Genomic DNA, 20,367 nt, shown 5'->3' on the forward strand with positions numbered 1-20,367 from the left:
ATGGAGCGTTGACTGCCGCTACGTCGCGCTTTGACCCTTAGCGGATATGCGCCACGCCCGCTGATAGTGTCTTTATGCTCCCTAGTGATTCCTTTCGATGGCGGCTTCAATCATGCCATCACACCCTGGGGCCGACCACCTAATTGCCCGTTCGGCAAGCGGCGTGCCAGTTCGCCCGTCCAGCGGCTGCGGCAGATCGGTGCGGGCTACCGCGCAAGACCAGTACCTGCGCATCAATGCGTCGCCAAGGGCAAACGGACCCGGGGGTCAGCAACTAGTTCCCGTCAGTCCTCGAAGGTGGGCTGGACCGCACGTCGCGCAGCCGCACGATATTGGTGGTGGGAGGCTGTTTTGCCTGCGCTATCATGCGCGCAGCCGTCCGGCTCAGATCCGCAAGCTGAAAGGGCTTGCGCAAGATCGTGAACTCCGTGCCCGACTTTGCCGCGGGATGACTGTAGCCCGTCACCAATAGCACCGGGAGCTGCGGCTTGCGCTCGCGGATGGCGCGGGCAAGTGTCATCCCGTCCATGCTGCCGGGCATGACGATGTCGCTGATCACCAAGTCGAAATCTTGCCTACCAATGACGTCGAGCGCAGCGTCCGCGTCGACGACGGTATGCACGCCGTAGCCAAGCTGCTCCAGCAGGGATACGGTGGCTCCCGCCACCTCCGGATTGTCTTCCACCACCAGCACCGTCCCGTCGCCCGCGGTCTCGGCCTCCGGCTCGGCCTGCGCCTCGTCGGCGGCCTCATAGGTGCGCGGCAGGTAGAGCGTAACCGTGGTCCCCTTCCCAAGTTTGCTGTCGATGATCACCGTGCCCCCGGACTGATGGACGAAGCCGTGCACCTGCGACAGACCCAGGCCGCTGCCACTGGTCACCTGCTTTGTGGTGAAGAATGGGTCAAAGACCTTGGGCAGCACGTCGGGCGCGATTCCCACGCCTGTGTCGGCAACGTGCAGCGCGACGAACTCGCCTTCGACATTTGCATTAGTGTCTCCGCGCGACAAGGTGGCGTTCTCAGCCGTAATGGCGATGATGCCGCCGTTGGGCATGGCGTCCCGAGCGTTGAGCGCGACGTTGACAATTGCGAGTTCGAGCTCGTTTGCATCGACCTTCACCGGCCACACCTCGTGCCCGACGGTCGTCACCAGCTCCACCGATCGACCGATGGAGCCTGCCAACATGATTCGGAGGGCCTCAACGCGCTCGCCGATCTTGAGCACGGTCGGATTGAAGGTCTGACGGCGAGAGAAGGTCAGCAATTGCCTGGTGAGCGATTCGCCGCGCCGGGCGGCAAGCTCGATCGCTTCCGCGGCGCGCGCAGCCCTCGGATCGTCAGCGACTTTCGCTTTGAGGGTGTGGATATACCCGCTCACGACCATCAGGAGATTGTTGAAGTCGTGCGCCACTCCGCCGGTGAGCTGCCCCAGCGCATCCATCTTTTGCGCATGGGCGCGCTGGGTCTGTGCCTCCTGGAGCGCGATCTGAGCGTCGCGCCGTTCGGTGATGTCGCGGGTGATCTTGGCAAAGCCGACCAGTTCGCCCTGTTCATCACGGATCGCATCGATCACCACGTTAGCCCAGAACATGGACCCGTCCTTGCGGACGCGCCAGGCTTCGGCTTCGAAGCGTCCCTCCCGTAGCGCAGTGTAAAGCGCCCGCGCGGGTGCGCCGGCGGCCCGGTCGCGCTCGGTATAAAAACGCGAGAAGTGCTGGCCGACGATTTCCTCGGCCGCGTAGCCCTTGATGCGCTGCGCGCCGGCGTTCCAGTTCGTGACGATGCCGTTCGGATCGAGCATGAAGAGCGCATAGTCGGTCACGCCCGCCACCAGCAGCCGAAACTGCCGCTCGCTCTGGCGCAACGCCTCGTGGGCGGCGCGTCGCTCGGTAACGTCGCGCGTCACCTTGGCGAAGCCTTGGAGTTGGCCAGCCTTATTGCGGATTGCGTCGACGACCACCGACGCCCAGAAGCGGCTGCCGTCCTTGCGAATGCGCCAGCCTTCCGATTCATAGCGCCCTTCGCGGGCGGCGGTTTCGAGGACACGGGCCGGGAGGCCCGCCGCCCGGTCCTCTTTCGTGTAGAATTTGGAGAAATGCTGGCCCACGATCTCGTCGACGGTGTAGCCCTTGAGCCGCTCCGCCCCGGTGTTCCAGTTCGTCACCACGCCGCTTGGGTCGAGCATGTAGATGGCGTAGTCCAGCACCCCGTCCACCAGGATGCGGAAGCGACGCTCGCTTTCCAGCAATGCGGTGTGCGCGGCGACCCGCTCGGTCATGTCGCGCGTGATCTTGGCGAAGCCGATCAGAACTCCCTGCTCGTCTCGCACCGCCCGGAGGATGGCGTTCGCCCAGAAGCGGCTGCCGTCCTTGCGAACCCGCCAGCCTTCCGATTCATAGCGCCCGTCGGTGCGGGCTGCTGCCAAAATCGTCTCGGGAAGCTGGTTTACCTGGTCCTCAGGGATGAAGAAGCGCGAAAAGTGCTGTCCAATGATCTCGACCGAGTTGTAGCCCTTGATCTTTTGCGCTCCAGTATTCCAGCTCGTGATGAACCCCTCGGAATCGAGCATATAGATCGCGTAATCGGAGAGGGCCTCGATCAGAAGCTCAAACCGACGATTGTCCGAGACCTGTTGCACTCTGCCGACGTTCAATGGCATCCTCCAGGCTCGAACTACATCCCGCCATCCGCGGCGCGGCATAAGACACCCATCATGGAGCCGAGCCGTATCCGTTGCGAAGCCGGCTCATACCATACGATTACCGTCGTGGTATTTCAATCAAGGTCGATCAATGCACACAGATTCCAACGCTCTTCAATGTGGTCCCGCGACGGGTCTGGCGCAAATCTATCCCTATAGTCTGGTGTCGGGAAGCGATCCGGAGGACGAGCCGCACAAGCCGGACCCCTTCGACCGTCCAGCGGCCGGATCCGAGGATCTGCCCTACAAAGTCGAACTATGGGACGATAAGAAACAACGGGTGGAGCAGGTGCTCGCTGTGACTGCGAACGGCAGCATTGGGTATGCGGCGTTCTACGCCGCAACCCGGGAATACCCGGACCGATATGTCATGCTGCGGCACAGGAACACCACCGTCGCGAGGTGGAATGGCCCACAGCACTAGCCAGGCCTCGGACTCCTACCTTCCGTCGAGGCGCAGCAAGGAAGGCAGAGCCAAAATGTCACGGACTGGCACTCCGTCTCATCGCCGGGAAAAGCTCCCCTACTTCATCGAGCTGTGGCACGCCACTGGTTCCGCCGCCGTGGAGCGGGTGCTGGCCCGCGCCTTGAATGCGCAGCTCGCACGCGAGATCTTCAAGGCGGCGAAAGACGAACATCCGGAGCGACGGGTCACATTGCGGAAGGGCAGCCGCATCGTCGCCGATTCGTCGGACTGATCCATCACGTGGTACCGGAGGCGCACGGTTTACCCATATTTGCGCTTTGCCTTCACAAGCTCTTTCGCAAGCTTTCGCTGTCGAGAGAACTAGCCATCCAATTCGCAACATGTCCCCAATCTCGCGCGGGGTGCGATTTTCCGTGCGCAACTGTCCGGAAAGGGCGCAGTCACGTTGAGGGCTGAGCGGACGAGAGCGGCTCGGTAAGGTGGGGGCATGCAGCGTATCCCGCACGCCCGTCATCGCTCCCCACCTGAGATCATTCCTCCTCCTTAAGCAGATCCAGGATCCGACCGATCATCTGCTTTTCGGTGCCGCGGGAGGGAGCGGTATCCCCCAGCGCCGTCAAGATCGCTTCGGACACCTGTCGCTTGGTTCCAAGACGCAGGTGAAGCCGCCTTGCCGGTGAGGTCTGGCCGGTTACCGGGCCTCCCGGTGGTAAGCGGCGGCGTCCGGTTCTGGCACGAGGCGGAAGCGACGACGCGAGCGGCTTGGCGTCGGTTGTCAGCCGGAGAGAAGACATGGCGGCGCTGGTTCATGGGGAAGGCGCTGGAACGCGCGCGCATGGGCTTTGATTACCAATTGATACGGGCTCACCAACGGGCTCGGGGGAGCTATAGGCGCCGCGCTTTTCGCCACGGGATTGGTCACGCTCGCATCCAAGCGGCGTGGGCGGGGCGTCATTGTTCGGGTAGGCCGGATTGCGGCGGGAACTCGCTAACGAGGTCCGCGAGCCGGCGCGACATTCGTTGTGATGAAATCGACAAAGCCGCGCCCTTCGTCCATTGGTTAAAAACGACGGCGGGTGAAAGAGCTTAACAAGCTGTGCCCGGGTTGCCGCCGCACATTCGCTTAATGGCCCGGGCGCTTAATGGCCCGGGTTTCAAACCCGCCCCAGCAACGATGCAGCCCCATGGGCGGCCACACGGGACGTCACGCCGCCCCTTCCCGCATCACCTCCTTCACCTTGCCGGCGAGCTGCTTCAGGCTGAAGGGCTTCGGCAGGAAGTGGATGTCATCGTCTTCGTCGAGCCGCTTGCGGAAGGCATCCTCGGTGTAGCCCGAGATGAAGATCACCTTCATCTCGGGCCGACGCCCACGGACCTCGCGGATCAGGGTCGGCCCGTCCATGCGCGGCATCACCACGTCGGTGATCAGGAGGTCGATCGAATCGAGATGGACCTCGATGATCTCGAGCGCCGCCTCGCCGCTGCGCGCCTCGAGCACGGTGTAGCCCTTGTTGCGCAGCGCCCGGGCGCTGAACAGGCGCACCGCATCCTCGTCCTCGACCAGCAGCACGGTACCGATCCCGGTCAGGTCGCGCCCGCCCGCAGCCTCGCCCGCGCCTTCGCGGCGCGCCGCATCGCCGGCCTGGACGGCGCCATACCGCGGCAGGTAGATGCTGAACGCCGTGCCGTCGCCGATCTTGCTGTCGACGAAGACGAAGCCGCCCGTCTGCTTGACGATACCGTAGACCGTCGAGAGGCCGAGACCGGTGCCGGAGCCGACCTCCTTGGTCGAGAAGAACGGATCAAAGATGCGATTGATGATCTGCGGCGCGATGCCGGTGCCGGTGTCGATCACCTCGATCAGCGCGTAATCGCCGGCCGGCATAGTTTCGGGGCCGCGGCTGAACGGCGTCGCCACCGTCACGTTGCTGGTCCGGATCGTCAGCTTGCCGCCCTCCGGCATGGCGTCGCGGGCGTTGACGGCGAGATTGATGATCACCTGCTCGAGCTGGCCGTGATCGACCTTGACCGGGAAGAGGTCGCGGCCGTGGGTCATCTGCAGCTCGATGTTCTCGCCGATCAGCCGGCGCAGCAGATGCGACAGCTCGGCCAGCACGTCGGTGACGTTCAGCACGCGCGGCTGCAGCGTCTGCTGCCGCGAGAAGGCGAGCAGCTGACGTACCAGGTTCGCGGCGCGGTTCGCGTTCTGCTTGATCTGCATGATGTCGGCGAAGGACTGGTCGCCGGCGCGGTGGCGCAGCAGCAGCAGGTCGCAGAACCCGATCATCGCCGTCAGCAGGTTGTTGAAGTCGTGGGCGATGCCGCCGGCAAGCTGACCCACCGCCTGCATCTTCTGCGACTGGGTGAACTGGGCTTCCAGCTTCTTCTGCTCGGTGGTGTCGATGAAGTGTGCGATCAAGCCCGACGCCTGGCCGGTCCCGACCTCGCGGCGCGAGGCGTAGAGCGTCGCCGTCCGGCCATCGGCGCCACTGGACAGTCCTCCGGCCAACCGGACATCGATCGGCTGCCCAGGGGGCTGTCCGGCGGCGACGTCGGACAGGCGCTGCGAGACGCCGGCCCGATCCTCCTCGGCGATGAAATCGATCAGGGCGGCGCTGCGCAGCCGGGTGGAGGTCCCCTCGACCATGGCGCCGAACGCGTTGTTGCACTCTTCGATGCGGCCGTCGCCGTCGATCAGGGCGATGCCGACGGGGGCCTCCTCGAAGAACCGGCGGAAGCGCTGCTCCGAGATCTGCAGCGCCGCCTCGAGCTCGCGCTCGCGGCTCAGATCATGCACGATCGAGCGGGTGCGCAGGCCCTTTCCGGCTTCGCCCGGAACCACCTCCTGGCGGATATAGGCCTGGAAGCGCCGCCCTGAGGGGCCGCACAACACCACCTCGCCGCTCAGGACCGATTCGCCGCCGCCGAACGGGTTATAGGGCGCGGTGCCCTCGGGCACCGGCGCCGCGACGACCTCATGCAGCCGAAGCTGCCCCGCGTTCACCTGGTCATGGGCGAGGCCGAGCCAGGCGGAGAGCGTTTCATTGACGAACAGGAAGCGGCCCTCCTCGTCGACCGAGTAGAAGCCGATCGGCGCATGTTCGACCAGGTCGGCGAAGCGCTCCTGCTCCTTCTGGATGATCTGCTCGACCTGCCGGCGCGGAGTGATGTCGTCGACGCCCCAGAGTACGAAGCCGGGCCGGTTCGGCAACGGAAAGGCGATCACGTCGCGCCACTCGACGTCGCCCGTCGGGCTCTTCACCGTCAGCTCCGCATGGCCGGCAATGCCGGCGGCCGCGTGCTCCGCCAAGCGCGCCAGCCGTTCGCCGCCGTCCGAATCGCCGACGAGCTGCCGTTCAAGCGCCACCGCGGTCGGCGTCGACACCTCCCCCACCATCCGGCGAAAGGCTCCATTGGCGATCACGACCGAGCCGTCCGGCCCGACGAGCTGCCGCGCCGCCGGCACCGCGTCGAGGCTTTCGCGAAACAGCACGCGCTCGTTCCGGCAGCGCGCATGGGCGAAGAGGCAGATCAGGCCGCCGATCAGTACGCCGATCAGCCCGACACCGGTCAGCAGCGATACGGTCCCGCTGGTCATCCCGGTGAGCGCCCCGGTGATCGCCTCGGGCGCCGCCGTGACCGGCGCTGCCCAGAGGCAGACGAGGAGACCGAGAATGACCGCGCGGACGGCCCGCCAACAACCGGAAGCCCGCCAAAGTCCCCCTCTCCCACAGGGGGCGAGGCTATGTCGATCACCCGTTCGTGCCATACTTGTTTCACCCCAGGTCGCGCCGACTCGGCGATCAGGTCGCTGCCGGCAACCGCCGGCGCTTCAGCTTCATGATGTAGCCGATGATCTCGGCAACCGCCTTGTAATGTTCCGCCGGAATCTCTTCGTCAAGCTCGACGGTCGCGTAGAGGCCGCGCGCCAGCGGCGGATTCTCGACGACGGGCACCTCGTTCGCCTCGGCGACCGCGCGGATGCGCTGCGCCAGGCTGTCGGTGCCCTTGGCCGTGAGCCGGGGCGCCAGCATGTTCTCCGGGTCGTATTTCAGGGCGACGGCGAAGTGCGTCGGGTTGGTCACGACGACGTCGGCCTCCGGCACCGCCGCCATCATGCGCCGCCGCGACCGCTCCATCCGGATCTGGCGCAGGCGGGCCTTGATCAACGGATCGCCTTCCGACTGCCTGAACTCGTCCTTCAATTCCTGCCTGGACATCCGCAGCCGCTTCAAGTGCTCGAACTTCTGATAGAGAAAATCGAGGCCGGCGATAACGGTCATGACCGCGAGCACGCCGACCAGAAGGCGCACCGCCAGGGACCGCAGCAGGTCGAGCAGCTGAACCATCTCCAGCGTCGCGATATTGGCGACGTCCCGCTGCACCGGCCACAGCAGCATCGCGCATACCGCACCGACGATCGCCAGCTTCGCGATGCCTTTCACGAACTCCGCCAGCGAGCGCATCGAGAACAGGCGCTTGAACCCTTGCAGCGGCGAGATCTTCTCCAGCTTCGGCTTGATCTGCTCCGCCGAGAGCAGGAAGCCGTGCTGAAACAGGTTCGCGCCGATCGCCGCCGCGATCAGGAGGATGAGCGGAAAAAGGCAGGCGAGCGCCAATTCGCCCATCGTCCGCATCAGAGTCAGCCGCAAATGCTCGAAATCGGCCGGGACGGCATGAGGCATCTCGAGGAACGGCGTCAGGATCCGCTTGATATCCGTAAGCATCGTCGGCGCGAACAGCAGCACGATCAGCGTCCCCGCCAGGATCATGAACCAGTGGTTGACCTCGCGCGAGGTGGCGACCTGACCCTTGGCGCGCGTCTCGTCGAGGCGCTTTTGCGTCGGGTCTTCGGTTTTTTGGGAGTCGTCCTGCTCTTCGGCCATCCTTCAGTCCAAGGCTCATCCGGGTGCGAGAAAGCCGGTCAGCGTGCCCTCGAACCGCTGCAGGAACCACAGCATCGCGACGGACGTGCCGAGCATCATGACGAACATCCCGAGCAGGATCTGCAAGGGGATGGCGATGAAGAACACCTGCACCTGCGGCATCAGCCGGGCGAGGAGGCCGAGGCCGAGATAGAAGATCAGCCCGATCAGGATGAAGGGCGCCGCGATCTGCATCGACAGCACGAAACTGAGCGAGACGATGCGGGTGATCAACGCCGCCATGTCGCCGAGCTGGAGCGGCACCCCGGGAAGGAACAGGCTGTAGCTGTCGATCAGCGCCCGCAGCATCAGGTGATGGAGGTCGGTCGCGAAAATCAGGATCACGCCCAGCGCCATCAGGAAGTTGCCGATGATCGATCCCTGCTGGGCAGAGGCGGGATCGTTCGCGAGCGCGTTCGCAATACCGATCTGAAGCGCGATGATCATGCCGGCGGTCAGGAGGCCGACCAGCAGCAGCCGGGTTACCGTGCCGAGGAGGATGCCGATCACGATCTCACCGGCGAGCAGCAGGAAGAGCTGCAGCAACGCGTCGGGCAGCGGCGGCAGATCGGCGGCGGCCAGCGGCATGATGACGAAGGACAGGAGCAGCGCCAGAACCAGCCGAATGCGAGGGGAGACGTAGGCCTCGCCGAAGCCGGGTAGCAGCATCACGGCGCTGCCGATTCGGGCGAAGACGAGCAGGAACTCGAACACCCCCGCCGACAGAAGCTGATCCAGCATTAGAGTGGCTATCCGGGGTTGACGATCCGCTCCATCAGCCGTTCGGTGAAGCCGGTCAGCGTCGCCAGCATGAACGGCAGCAGCAGCAGCATCGAGACGAATATCACGATAATTTTAGGCACGAAGGCCAAAGTCATCTCTTGAATCTGGGTCAGGGCCTGCACCAGGGAAATGACGAGACCGACGATCAGCGCCATGATCATGACCGGCGCGCTGATCTTGATCATGACGATGATCGCCTCGCGCGCGACCTCGAGGACGTCAGCCTCGTTCACCGGTCCCGTCCCACTGGCCCCGTTCCCCTGGTCGGGTCGTCAGATCGGCATCCGCAGGATGTCCTGATAGGCCTGGATCACCCGGTCACGGATCGCGACCACGGTCTGCAGGGTGACCTCGGCATTGGTGACGGCGGTCACGACCTCGCTGAGTTCGGCCTTGCCGGCGACCGCCTTCAGACTCGTCTGCTCGCCGGTCTCCCCGGTCGCAATGGCAGTCTCGGTCTCGTTTTTCAGCATGGCGGCGAAGGGAGAGTTCTTCGCCTCCGACCGCGGCTCGAGGGCGGGGCCGCCGAGGGCCTTCGCGGCATCGTTGTAGGCGGCGACGGCATTTGCAAAGCTGGACTTCATTGTCTGCTCCTGCAGGGTGCGGCTACGGCGTTCAGGCTCAAGCTGGATCGGCCTAACGCAGGATGTCGATGGTTCGCTGCAACATGGTGCGCGACGACTCGATCACCTTCAGATTCGCCTCGTAGCTGCGCTGCGCCTCGCGCATGTCCGACATCTCGATCAGGCTGTTGACGTTCGGCAGTTCAACATAGCCGTCGGCGTCCGCCGCCGGATGGTTCGGGTCGAAGCGCTTCTGAAACTCGCTCTGATCATAGTTGATGCTGTCGACACCGACAGTCTCGACGCCAAGCTCCCGGTCGAGGTGATTGCGGAAGGTCACGACCTTGCGGCGATAAGGGTCGGCGCCAGGCGCCTGGGCCACGGAGTCCGCATTGGCCAGGTTCTCGGCGATGATACGCAGCCGAAAGCCCTGCACCTTCATTCCGGAGGCGGAGATATGAAGCGCGTCTACTAGATCCATGGGCCGTTTCCTTCCGTCGAACCGCGGCGATTACGCTCCGGTGCGGCCGAGCGCGGTTTTGATCATGCCGACATGCTTGCGATAGAGGTTGGTGACGAGCTGATACTGCATCTGCGTCTCGGTCACCTTGATGAGCTGCTCCTCGAGCACGACGGCGTTGCCGGCGGGCGCGGTCTCATAGCGTTCGCGCTGCGCCTCTTCGTGGAACGGCTTCGGCATCGGCCGGGTGCCGACAAGATGCACCGGATCGGTCCGCTCCGGCATCACCGGCTGGACCCGGTTCAGCGTCCGCCGGAAATCCATCGGCTCGAGGTCCTGCGGCACGAACTCCGGCGTATCGGAATTAGCGATGTTGTGCGCCAGCACCTCCTGGCGCTGATTCAGCCAAGACATCCGCCGCGTCATCATTTCGAAAAGCGGAAGTTTGTTAAGATTCATCACAATTCCGGATGGTAAACGGCCGATTCCCGGCCGAAATACGGCTGATTCTCTGCACCCAGTATCAGTTCGCCTTGTTAAAGAAGGGTAAACCCGCTAGAAATACGGGATTGGGGGGCCGCCAAGGGACATCGTGATCTTTGGCAAGGCCATAGGCGGGACCTGACGATGCTCTATCTCACACGCAAGGTTGGTGAATCTATCGTCATCAACGAATCCATCGAGGTCACGGTGGTCGAGGTTCGGGGCAAGTCGATCAAGCTGGGGTTCACCTTCCCGCCCGAAGCCAGCGTCTTGCGGCGTGAGATCTTCGATCGCATTCAGGCCGAGAATCAGGCCGCGACCGAGGCCGGCGCCCGCCTCGTCGAGGCGTTCAAGCAGGATTAACTATGGCTTGAGCCGTTCGAGGGCCACGGCGAGGCAGAGCAGGCCGAGGACGCTGCGGGCCGGACGGGAGCACAACTACACCCCTGCCCCCTTGGCACATCCCGGGCATACCCCTGGACTCCAGCCGTGACCGGAGGCGATAAAGGGCTCAGGTCAAAGCAGGGCAACAGGACTTTCTCATGCCAAGCTATCGTTCCCGCACCACCACCCATGGCCGCAACATGGCCGGTGCCCGTGGCCTTTGGCGCGCCACAGGCATGAAAGACAGCGATTTCGGCAAGCCGATCATCGCGGTCGTGAATTCTTTCACGCAGTTCGTGCCAGGCCATGTGCATTTGAAGGATCTCGGTCAGCTTGTGGCACGCGAGATCGAGGCGGCGGGCGGCGTCGCCAAGGAGTTCAACACGATCGCGGTGGATGACGGCATCGCCATGGGGCATGACGGCATGCTCTATTCCCTTCCTTCGCGCGAGCTGATCGCGGACTCGGTCGAGTACATGGTCAACGCGCACTGCGCCGACGCCATGGTCTGCATCTCCAATTGCGACAAGATCACGCCTGGAATGCTGATGGCGGCGCTCAGGCTCAACATTCCCACCGTCTTTGTGTCCGGCGGGCCGATGGAGGCCGGCAAGGTTCTGCTGAAAGGCAAGGAGGTCGCGCTCGATCTCGTCGACGCGATGGTGGCGGCCGCCGACGAGAAGGTTTCCGATCAAGAGATCAAGGCCATCGAGCGTTCGGCCTGTCCGACCTGCGGTTCCTGCTCGGGCATGTTCACGGCCAATTCGATGAACTGCCTCACCGAGGCGCTCGGCCTGTCGCTTCCCGGCAACGGCTCGATGCTGGCCACGCATGCCGACCGGCGAGGGCTCTTTATCGAGGCTGGGCATCTGATCGTCGATCTGGCCCGCCGCTACTACGAGCAGGACGACGGGAGCGTGCTGCCGCGCGCGATCGCGAGCTTTGCCGCCTTCGAGAACGCAATGACGCTGGATATCGCCATGGGCGGCTCGACCAACACGGTGTTGCACCTGCTGGCCGCCGCGCATGAAGCCGAGCTCGATTTCACCATGGCCGACATCGACCGCCTGTCGCGCCGCGTGCCGGTGCTCTGCAAGGTCGCCCCGTCGAAGTCCGACGTGCATATGGAGGACGTGCACCGCGCCGGCGGCATCATGGCCATCCTCGGCGAACTCGACCGGGCCGGGCTGATCGACACGTCGGTCGGCTCCGTGCATTCACAAACGCTCGGTCATGCGCTCGAGCAATGGGACATCATGCGCAACGAAAGCGCCGGCGTCCGCGAATTCTTCCGCGCCGCTCCCGGCGGCGTGCCCACGCAGGTGGCCTTCAGCCAGGAGCGCCGTTACGAGGCTATCGACCTGGATCGGGAAGCGGGCGTGATTCGCTCGGCCGAACACGCCTTCTCCAAGGACGGCGGGCTGGCGGTGCTCTACGGCAATCTCGCGGAAAACGGCTCGATCGTGAAGACGACGGGCGTGGACGAGTCGATTCTGGTCTTCTCGGGCCCCGCCGTCATCTTCGAAAGCCAGGACTCCGCGGTGAGCGGCATCTTGTCCGGCAAGGTCAAGGCGGGCGACGTGGTCATCATCCGCTATGAGGGGCCGCGCGGCGGACCGGGCATGCAGGAGATGCTTTATCCCACGAGCTATCTCAAGTCGAAGGGACTCGGGAAGGCCTGCGCGCTCATCACGGACGGCCGCTTTTCAGGCGGCACGTCCGGGCTTTCCATCGGCCATGCCTCGCCGGAGGCGGCAGAGGGCGGACTGATCGGTCTGGTCGAAAACGGCGATCTGGTCGAGATCGACATACCGAACCGGAAGATCCATCTGGCCGTCGAGGACACCGAGATCGCCCGCCGGCGCGCAGCCATGGAAGCGCGCGGCGGCACTGCCTGGAAGCCGGTGGAGCGACGCACCCGCAAGGTCAGCACGGCATTGCGCGCCTACGCGGCGATGGCGACGAGCGCCGCCAAAGGGGCGGTCCGTCATGTTCCCGACTAGGGCCTGATCCGATCACATCGAAGCGATGTGATCGGTGAATCAGTCTCTATCATTACAGTTGCGCCTTACTCGGCGGGGTCTTGGCAAGGGGTTTTGACCCGTGAAGTTTCGGCGACCACTGTGGATTTCGAGGCAATGTCAAAAACAAGCGTTCTTGCACGTCAGTTAGCTTGCGCGTACGCCCTGAGGGTGCAGACAAGCGGGTAGAGTTATGTTGCCTTCGCGCCCGAAGCTGCCTTTGCTTTTCGCGGCAGATTGGATCACATGGACTCTCTGGGCGGCATTGGAGTTCTCCGCACGTGCTGAAGCTTGACCATATCACCGTTATAGCCCCAACGCTGATCGAAGGGGTGTCGCATGTCCAAAATTGCCTCGACCTCGAAGCACCTTTCGGGACACGCCACGATTACATGGGCACCCACAATCACCGGCTTCAGCTCGGAAACAACGTCTATCTGGAGATTGTAGCGCTCGACCCGGACGGTACCAAGCCCAGCCGGCCACGTTGGTTCGGTCTCGACAATCAAGAAAAAGTTAGATCGGACTGGAACGAAGGTCGGCGCCTGCGAGGGTGGGTTGCCAGCACGGGTGCTATAGATTCCGTTGTTTCAACCCGCCGCGCGATCTTCGGCGATAAGGTTCCCCTTCCGGCCGCCAACCCGACTTTCGACTTTGCCATCCCCGAGGATGGCTCGCTCTCCCTCGACGGCGCGGCCCCCTCGATCATCGACCACCGAGGCGAACCCACATCGATGGCCTCAATTCCTGATCTAGGTGCGCGCCTCCGTTCGCTCACTCTCGAACATCCGAATCCTGCTGCCATCGAGACGCTGTATCGTGAACTCTCCATCGATCATCCGCCTGCGATCGCCCCGGGCCCCAACGTCTGCTACCGGGCACAAATCGAGACACCGACCGGATTGAAAGAGCTGACCTGACCCAGTCACGGGTTCCGCATTGATCCCGCTGAGCTGATCGTGGATGGTTGTCTGGCCTGCTATTGTGAGGCGGCGTTGGCTCTCGCACCGGTTGTGGGCGCGAACTGACCCGCAGACGACCGTGCCTGATGCACCGTTGACACCTACACCGGACATCCGAGCAATTTGTCAGATGTCCGGACTGTCCGCATAGCAGGCTGAAACGTCCGCTTCCGGCGCATCGCGACACGTGGCACGTGAATATAGGGCGAGGCGCGGTTCGCTGCGTGGCACAGCGCGAAATTAGTGAACCTCGAGCGGTCTGGCGATCTGCGAGATACGCTGGAACTTCTTCCTGTAAGCAGATGGTGACAATCCTACGCCACGCTTGAAGACCCTCCGAAAAGAGGCCGAGTCATCATATCCGACCGAAGAGCCGACCTCGTCGACCGACAGAGTGTCAGTCTCCAGCATTTGCTTCGCTTCTTCGATTCGCAATGCCTGCACGTACTCTATCGGCGCAAAGCCCGTGGCCGCCTTGAAACGGCGCGAAAAGGTGCGCGCATTCAGACCGGATCGCTCGACCATTCGCTCCACCGGTTTGGCCATTGCGTAGTTGTCGGCGATCCAGGCTTGGCAATCCGAGATCGGCCCGTCTTCCGACGCCATTGGACGGGTCATGACCGCATAAGGGGATTGGCCTTCGGAATGCCCGCTGATCAGGAATACTTTCGCAGTCTCGATCGCTTGCCGATATCCGCAGTATCTGGCGATCAGATAGACCGCCAGATCATGCCAGGCGCTGACCCCGCCTGCGGTCACGATGCGGTCGCCTTCCGCCTCAAGGCAAAGGACGGACTCGTTGCGAAATACGATTTTGGGATAGTTGCGCTGGAACATGTTTCGATAGGCCCAATGGGCCGTCGCCCTATGCCCATTCAAGAGGCCGGTTTCGGCGATCAGGAGAGCCCCGGAACAAACCGAGCAGACGAGCGCCCCGTCTCGATGGAGTCTCTTCAGCCAGGCCGCCTCTCGTGGGTAGCGGCCCGTGGGCACATCATAGATCGACGTATACATGTCGCAGACGATCACGGCGTCCGCCTTGTCCAAATCGTCGATGGCTGCGTGCGGCTCGACCGGGATATTGCCCAAACAGTGAAACGCCTTGCCGTCCGCCGAGGCGATCTTGACCTCCAGCAATTCCTGCCCCGGCATGCCGGCGACCATATCGGTGTATACCGCCCCGGCTGATAGCAATACGTCATAGAGGCCGTAGAGGACCGAGGCCGAGGTTTCCGGCTCCGCCAGCAACACGATCAATGGCTTTTTCGAACTGTTCACAGCGGTCTTCTGACCATTTTGGCACGGTATTGGCGCGTATGCCCTAGTCGCCTGTCCAGTATGACCCGTTCATGACCAGATCGCCACTGCCCCGACCGCTGAGGCCGCCATAGCCTCATCGCAACGCTGCAAGGGAGTTTTGAAATGGACGATCTGAGAACGGCTCTCAACCCAATCACTGAAGATTTTGGCGGAGAGATGTTTCTACCCGGCGACCCGGGGTTCGACGAGGCAAGAATGGTCTGGAACGCCATGATCGACCGGCGCCCGGCGCTTATCGCGCGCTGCAAGGGCGTGGATGACGTGATAGCGGCCGTATCGCTGGCTGTGGCGCAGGATCTGCCCATAGCAATCCGTGGCGGCGGCCACAATGTGGCGGGTCACGCAGTCTGCGACGAAGGCGTAATGATCGACTTGTCGCTTATGCGCGGCGTCACAGTGGATGCCGAGGCGCGCGTCGCTGTCGTTGAAGGTGGCGCCCTGTGGAGCGATGTCGACAAGGCCAGCCAGGCGCATGGCCTTGCGACGCCCGGCGGTCTCATCTCGGAGACTGGCGTGGCCGGGTTGACCCTGTCCGGCGGGATCGGATGGCTGCGCGCCAAGCACGGACTTTCGGTCGACAATCTGATCGCGGCAGATGTGGTCACGGCAGATGGCGTGCTTGTCCGTGCCAGTGACGATGAAAACCCCGACCTACTCTGGGCGCTCAAGGGCGGGGGCGGTAATTTTGGGGTCGTCGTTCGGTTCGAATTCGCGCTTCACCCCATCGGCCCTGAAGTGATGTTCGCGGCCCCGATATATGCCCTCGACGACGGCCCCGGCCCGATCCGCGCGTGGCGCGAATTTCTGGCCAAGCATGGTGATCGTGTCGGATCGCTCTGCGAGTTCTCCACTGCCGGCGGCGAGGATTTCCCCAAAAAGTATCGGGGAAAGCGCGTCTATACGCTGGCTTGCGTCTATAACGGCGATGCCGCGGAAGGCGAGACGTTGCTTCAGCCCTTGCGCGAACTCGGAACCATGGTCACCGATTTTTCCAGTCGGATGGACTACTGCGATGTTCAGCAGCTCTTCGACAGGTTGATGCCATCAGGCGATTTCCGTTGCTACTGGAAAGCGCGGTATCTGACCGGCCTGACCGACGAGATGATTGACCTCGCAATGCAGAATGCCAAGGCCGCACCCTCGGACAATACGCTGTCGTCTCTGTGGAATTTCGGTGGGGCGACGGCGCAGGTCCCGGCCGAGGCAACGGCCTTCGGCGACCGGACCATGGGGTGGATGTATTCTCTGGACGGTGTTTGGTCCGATCCTGGCGAAGACGCCGCGAACATTGCCTGGGCCCGCGATGGTTGGACGGCGTCGGAGCGCTTCGGCCATCACGGCCGCGTCTATCTCAACTTCCCCGGCCACGGCGAAGACGGTGCCGCGCTGACCCGTACCAGTTTTGGATCGAATTACCGGCGTCTTGTGGAAATCAAGACGAAGTACGACCCTGAAAACCGGTTCCGCTTCAACCAGAACATCGCACCGAGGGCTTGACATGCGCGCGCCGTCACCACTTCCCGTAGCCGGGTCGGGCACAGTCTTCTTGACCGAAGGCGGGTCCGAAACCGAAATCATGTATCGTCATGGGTTCGAACTGCCCGAATTCGCCATGTTCCCATTGCTTGACATCCCAAGCGCTGTCACCGCCATGCGCGACATGTTCCGCGCACAACTGGATGTGGCAGCTGAGTTGGGCCTCGGTTTCCTGCTATCCGGGCTCGACTATCGAGCGAGCCCGGACTGGGGCGCCAAACTGGGCTATTCGGCGGCGGCGCTGGCAGATGCCAACATCGCGGCCATCGCCTTTCTGCAGGAGATCGCAGACGACTATCGCGACCAGATCCCAAGCCTTTTGATCGGGGGAATCCTGGGCCCGCGTGGCGACGCCTACAGGCTGAACCGCGATATAACCGCCGAAAGCGCCGAGGAGTATCACGCGGTTCAGCTTGACACGCTGAAACGGGCGCAGGTGGATTTTGCCTGCGCGATGACCTTCAACAACATCCCGGAGGCCGTCGGCGCCGCGCGCGCCGCTGCGCGGATCGGCGTTCCGCTCTCAGTTGCGCTAACGCTCGATAGAACCCATCGCCTCAAGTCCGGCCCAACTCTTGGCGAAGCAATCACCGAGATCGATGCGCAAGCCGGGCTTGATGCGCCCGACTACTACCTGGTGAACTGTTCTCATCCGTTGGAATATGAGCCTGCGCTCGACGATGGCGCGTGGACCAGGCGGCTGCGCGGCGTCCGACCAAACGCGTCGAAGATGGAAAAAGTCGCACTGTGCAAACTGGTCCATCTCGAAGACGGAAATCCGGTCGAGCTTGCAACGCAGCTAAGCGACTTGCATGCCCGGTACCCGCATATGGACATTTTCGGAGGCTGCTGCGGCACGGGCGACGAGCATCTGCGCGAGATCGCAAAAGCTTTGAGGCCAAGTCTACTCGAGCAAATAGCCTGATGCTCGGCAGAGTCCAGAATTCCCGTTTGAGGCGAAATACCAGATGCCTCATGCCCGCTTCCAGCCGACATTGCAACTGTCGTGCTGCCTCTCTCGTGTTACGGCCGGCTTTGGGCTCGAAGCCGTCATCCGAGTCTTTCGCTCAGTTTATGGGGCCTGACCCTAATTATTTGAATAAGAGGACGATTCACCGATCAGGTAGTTTCAATCTGATCGGATCGTGCTCTAAGAGCGTCCGAGGCAGAGTTCGAGGCGCTTCGTCGCCGCTTGCCTTTTCGTGTCATTGCCGGACTTGATCCGGCAGTCCATGAGGCCACGGCACGATGGACGCCCGGATCAAGTCCGGGCATGACAATGAAAGGTTGCTCGCGAGCTCGGAGTGAGGATAGGCACTCTAAACTCAAAATTAATCATATCCTGAAAGGATCCGCGGCGACGGTTACCTGAAGCGCCGGATCCCGCTCTTGCCCGACTCGAAACGACCAAGCGCCGGGCCCTCTGCCCGGAGTCACGACCCGGCCCCCGGTAGTCCTGCGGGCTGCGGGCGGCGATCGATCGCCGTTGCGGTTCATCAAGGCGCGGACGGCGGAGCAGCCCCGCGAATCGTTGCCTCGGGCCGCGGCCCGGTTGCCGAGCAGATCCTCGGCATCGCGTTCGAGAGAGGCGTGCGGGTCCGCGCCGATGCCGATCTGGCCGAGATCCTCGCCGCGGTCGAGGTGGATTCCGAGATCCCGCTGCAGGCCCTCGCGGCCGTCGCCGAAATCCTCTCCTACGTCTATCGCGCCAACTCCCAAGGTCCAGCCGGGACAGCATCGGCGTTGGCGCCCGAGCAAGAGGCGCCGCAATGACCGAGACAGGAACCACGCCCCAGGTCACGCCAGGGGCCACAATTGCCGAGCTGAAGGACGAGATCCGCCGGCTGTCGACGCTGGTGGACGCGGTTCATCGCCTCTTTGTCGAGGGCCAGCATATCGAGCTCGGACAGCTCGAAGCCAGAATCAGCGCATGCTGCAGCGCGGCCAGCGCCCTCCCGCAGGCGAGCGGGGCCGAGCTCCAGCCGGCCCTGGTGGCACTGCTCGACGACCTTGGCCGGCTCGATCAGAAGATGCGGTCGCGGCAGTCGGAGATCGTCGAGCGGCTCGGTCAGACGAGCATGCGGCGACGTGCCGTCGCCGCCTACGGCGGCGAGCGGTAGGCCGGCGGCATCGCGATCGGACGAAGCACCGCCATGGAGTTCGACCTCTACCTTCGCTTTCTGCTCGCCCTGATCTTCGTTCTGGGACTCATCGGGCTGCTGACCTGGCTCGTCCGGCGATTCGGCCTCGCCGGACGGCTGACGCCCTCTGGCGGCCGGCAGCGACGCCTGGAAGTGGTGGAGGTGCTGGCGCTGGACGGCAAGCACCGGCTGGTGCTCCTGCGCCGCGATTCGGTCGAGCATCTGGTCTTGATCGGCGCGACCGCCGATCTCGTTATCGAGGGGGGAATCAGCCGGCCCGCGCCACCCGCGTCAATGGAATCAGCCCGGCACGAGCCCGACGGAACGCCGCCATGACCAGGACCCGCGGGCGGGGACTGCCCCGTCGCGCCCTTCCCTGGCTGCCGCTGCTGTTTATCGCGCTGATCGCACTGATCGCGCTCTTGGGGTCGGCCTCGGCGCAATCCCTGACGCTGGATTTCGACAGCGAGGGATCGGCCACGGCGCGGCTCGTCCAGATCATCGCGCTTCTCACGGTGCTGAGCCTCGCGCCAGGCATCCTGGTCATGGTGACGTCCTTCACCCGCATCATCGTCGTTCTGTCGTTTCTGCGCAGCGCGCTGGGCATTCAGCAGACGCCGCCGAATATCGTGATGGTGAGCCTCGCGCTGTTCCTCACCGGCTTCATCATGGCGCCGGTGCTCGAGCAGTCCTACCAGAACGGCATCGCGCCGCTGATCGCCGAGGAGATCGACCAGGTCGAGGCCTTCGACCGAACGGTGGCCCCGCTCCACCACTTCATGCTGACCCACGTGCGCGAGCAGGATCTCGGCCTGTTCATCGATGTCGGCAACATCGGTGAACTGGAAAGCCCGGAGGCGACGCCGCTGCGGATCCTGGTGCCCGCCTTCATGATCAGCGAACTGCGCCGCGCCTTCGAAATCGGATTTCTGCTGTTCGTTCCCTTCCTGATCATCGACATGGTGGTCGCTTCCATCCTCATGTCGATGGGCATGATGATGCTGCCGCCGGTAATGATTTCCCTCCCCTTCAAGCTGATCTTCTTCGTACTGGTCGACGGCTGGTATCTCGTTTCAGGCAGCCTGATCCGCAGCTTCGGCGGCGGCTGAAAGGCAAGGCTTCGGCCATAGCCGGTGCCGCCCTCCGAACGCAACCCATCGCTGACGCAACGCCCCACTGGGCGACTTCCCCCGATGATCGATCGCCGCCGCCTCCGAGCAGGCCTCGGCCAATGTGCAGACGGTCGCTTCCGCAGCGGAGGAGTTGTCCGGTTCGATCGTGGAGATCGGCCGCCAGATCGCCGAATCCACCCGAATTGCCGAACAGGCGGTCGAGGAAGCCGACCGCACCAATGTCGCGGTGACCGGCCTCGCCGAGGCGGCACAGAAGATCGGCGCGGTGGTGAGCCTGATCAACGACATCGCCGAGCAGATCAACCTGCTCGCGCTGAACGCGACGATCGAGTGGGCGTTCCGCCCGGTGATGACCAGTTTGCTTCCCCGCGCCATCAGGGCTTCGGCGAGCCCGCGGCCGATGACAGAGTTGCCGCCGGTGAGAAGGATCGTTGCTTTTCCGAAGTCCAAAGTCAGTCTCCAACTGAGGTGAGAAACACAATCCGGCGCGGTCTGGCCGGCTGACCGTGTCCGAGTACCTTGGGGAAC

Annotated in this window: 20 protein-coding genes and 1 pseudogene; 12 read left to right on the top strand and 9 right to left on the bottom strand. The window is 63.4% G+C overall.

Translation table 11 applies throughout. The annotated features are described in order from the left end of the window. Positions 1–274: 274 nt before the first annotated feature. Positions 275–2,653, bottom strand: a complete 2,379-nt coding sequence (locus tag DT069_RS07815) for a PAS domain S-box protein (RefSeq protein WP_162913049.1) — start codon at positions 2,651–2,653, stop codon at positions 275–277. A 139-nt stretch (positions 2,654–2,792) separates the two neighbouring features. On the opposite strand from DT069_RS07815, the gene DT069_RS24920 reads away from it, so the two are divergent. Continuing rightward, positions 2,793–3,125, top strand: a complete 333-nt coding sequence (locus tag DT069_RS24920; protein WP_425450093.1) for a hypothetical protein — start codon at positions 2,793–2,795, stop codon at positions 3,123–3,125. Positions 3,126–3,180: 55 nt separating this feature from the next. Continuing rightward, complete coding sequence (locus tag DT069_RS07825) at positions 3,181–3,399, top strand: hypothetical protein (RefSeq protein ID WP_119459752.1); 219 nt, start codon at positions 3,181–3,183, stop codon at positions 3,397–3,399. A gap of 933 nt (positions 3,400–4,332) precedes the next feature. On the opposite strand, the gene DT069_RS07830 is transcribed toward DT069_RS07825, so the two are convergent. Genes DT069_RS07830 through DT069_RS07860 form a run of 7 tightly spaced genes read right to left on the bottom strand, consistent with a single transcriptional unit; the run spans position 4,333 to position 10,273 of the window. Beyond that, positions 4,333–6,897 carry a PAS domain S-box protein gene (locus tag DT069_RS07830; protein ID WP_425450094.1) on the bottom strand — a complete coding sequence of 855 codons (2,565 nt, stop codon included), beginning with the start codon at positions 6,895–6,897 and terminating at the stop codon, positions 4,333–4,335. A 34-nt stretch (positions 6,898–6,931) separates the two neighbouring features. Then, positions 6,932–8,014, bottom strand: coding sequence for a flagellar biosynthesis protein FlhB (gene flhB, locus DT069_RS07835; protein ID WP_119459754.1), 1,083 nt, complete (start codon positions 8,012–8,014; stop codon positions 6,932–6,934). A 15-nt stretch (positions 8,015–8,029) separates the two neighbouring features. Next, positions 8,030–8,794, bottom strand: coding sequence for a flagellar biosynthetic protein FliR (fliR, locus tag DT069_RS07840; protein WP_119459755.1), 765 nt, complete (start codon positions 8,792–8,794; stop codon positions 8,030–8,032). Between the two features lie 8 nt (positions 8,795–8,802). Continuing rightward, positions 8,803–9,069 carry a flagellar biosynthesis protein FliQ gene (gene fliQ / locus DT069_RS07845; protein WP_119459756.1) on the bottom strand — a complete coding sequence of 89 codons (267 nt, stop codon included), beginning with the start codon at positions 9,067–9,069 and terminating at the stop codon, positions 8,803–8,805. Positions 9,070–9,108: 39 nt separating this feature from the next. Continuing rightward, positions 9,109–9,420 (bottom strand): flagellar hook-basal body complex protein FliE, encoded by a 312-nt coding sequence (gene fliE / locus DT069_RS07850; RefSeq protein ID WP_119459757.1) that lies wholly within the window; start codon positions 9,418–9,420, stop codon positions 9,109–9,111. A gap of 52 nt (positions 9,421–9,472) precedes the next feature. Beyond that, complete coding sequence (gene flgC / locus DT069_RS07855) at positions 9,473–9,880, bottom strand: flagellar basal body rod protein FlgC (RefSeq protein ID WP_119459758.1); 408 nt, start codon at positions 9,878–9,880, stop codon at positions 9,473–9,475. A gap of 30 nt (positions 9,881–9,910) precedes the next feature. Further along, positions 9,911–10,273, bottom strand: coding sequence for a flagellar basal body rod protein FlgB (locus DT069_RS07860; RefSeq protein ID WP_425450095.1), 363 nt, complete (start codon positions 10,271–10,273; stop codon positions 9,911–9,913). Positions 10,274–10,486: 213 nt separating this feature from the next. Between DT069_RS07860 and csrA the strand changes: the two genes are divergently transcribed. From csrA to DT069_RS07875, 3 genes are all read left to right on the top strand, one after another. Continuing rightward, complete coding sequence (csrA, locus tag DT069_RS07865; protein ID WP_119459760.1) at positions 10,487–10,705, top strand: carbon storage regulator CsrA; 219 nt, start codon at positions 10,487–10,489, stop codon at positions 10,703–10,705. A 179-nt stretch (positions 10,706–10,884) separates the two neighbouring features. Continuing rightward, on the top strand, positions 10,885–12,729 hold the full coding sequence (ilvD, locus tag DT069_RS07870) for a dihydroxy-acid dehydratase (RefSeq protein ID WP_119459761.1): 1,845 nt from the start codon (positions 10,885–10,887) through the stop codon (positions 12,727–12,729). A gap of 299 nt (positions 12,730–13,028) precedes the next feature. Further along, positions 13,029–13,667 (top strand): VOC family protein, encoded by a 639-nt coding sequence (locus DT069_RS07875; RefSeq protein ID WP_119459762.1) that lies wholly within the window; start codon positions 13,029–13,031, stop codon positions 13,665–13,667. Positions 13,668–13,949: 282 nt separating this feature from the next. Here the strand turns inward: DT069_RS07875 and DT069_RS07880 are convergent, their stop codons facing one another. Further along, complete coding sequence (locus tag DT069_RS07880) at positions 13,950–14,987, bottom strand: GlxA family transcriptional regulator (RefSeq protein ID WP_162913050.1); 1,038 nt, start codon at positions 14,985–14,987, stop codon at positions 13,950–13,952. Between the two features lie 144 nt (positions 14,988–15,131). On the opposite strand from DT069_RS07880, the gene DT069_RS07885 reads away from it, so the two are divergent. From DT069_RS07885 to DT069_RS07915, 7 genes and pseudogenes are all read left to right on the top strand, one after another. After that, positions 15,132–16,526: an FAD-binding oxidoreductase gene (locus tag DT069_RS07885; RefSeq protein WP_119459764.1), complete on the top strand. Its 1,395-nt coding sequence runs from the start codon at positions 15,132–15,134 to the stop codon at positions 16,524–16,526. 1 nt (position 16,527) lies between these two features. Next, entirely contained in the window at positions 16,528–17,490 is a 963-nt protein-coding gene (locus tag DT069_RS07890; protein ID WP_119459765.1) for a homocysteine S-methyltransferase family protein, read from the top strand. A 464-nt stretch (positions 17,491–17,954) separates the two neighbouring features. Further along, positions 17,955–18,338 carry an EscU/YscU/HrcU family type III secretion system export apparatus switch protein gene (locus DT069_RS07895; protein ID WP_425450096.1) on the top strand — a complete coding sequence of 128 codons (384 nt, stop codon included), beginning with the start codon at positions 17,955–17,957 and terminating at the stop codon, positions 18,336–18,338. After that, positions 18,335–18,685: a hypothetical protein gene (locus DT069_RS07900; protein WP_119459766.1), complete on the top strand. Its 351-nt coding sequence runs from the start codon at positions 18,335–18,337 to the stop codon at positions 18,683–18,685. Before DT069_RS07895 ends, DT069_RS07900 begins: the two co-directional genes overlap by 4 nt. A gap of 33 nt (positions 18,686–18,718) precedes the next feature. After that, positions 18,719–19,042 (top strand): FliO/MopB family protein, encoded by a 324-nt coding sequence (locus tag DT069_RS07905; protein WP_119459767.1) that lies wholly within the window; start codon positions 18,719–18,721, stop codon positions 19,040–19,042. Then, a complete protein-coding gene (gene fliP, locus DT069_RS07910) occupies positions 19,039–19,815 on the top strand; it encodes a flagellar type III secretion system pore protein FliP (protein WP_119459768.1) in 777 nt (258 codons plus the stop codon). Before DT069_RS07905 ends, fliP begins: the two co-directional genes overlap by 4 nt. 88 nt (positions 19,816–19,903) lie before the next feature. Continuing rightward, positions 19,904–20,176 (top strand): annotated as a pseudogene (locus tag DT069_RS07915) (methyl-accepting chemotaxis protein); the annotation flags it as partial. Positions 20,177–20,367: the final 191 nt, after the last annotated feature.

Source organism: Virgifigura deserti, from assembly GCA_003576685.1.
Taxonomy (GTDB): Bacteria; Pseudomonadota; Alphaproteobacteria; order Dongiales; family Dongiaceae; genus Virgifigura; species Virgifigura deserti.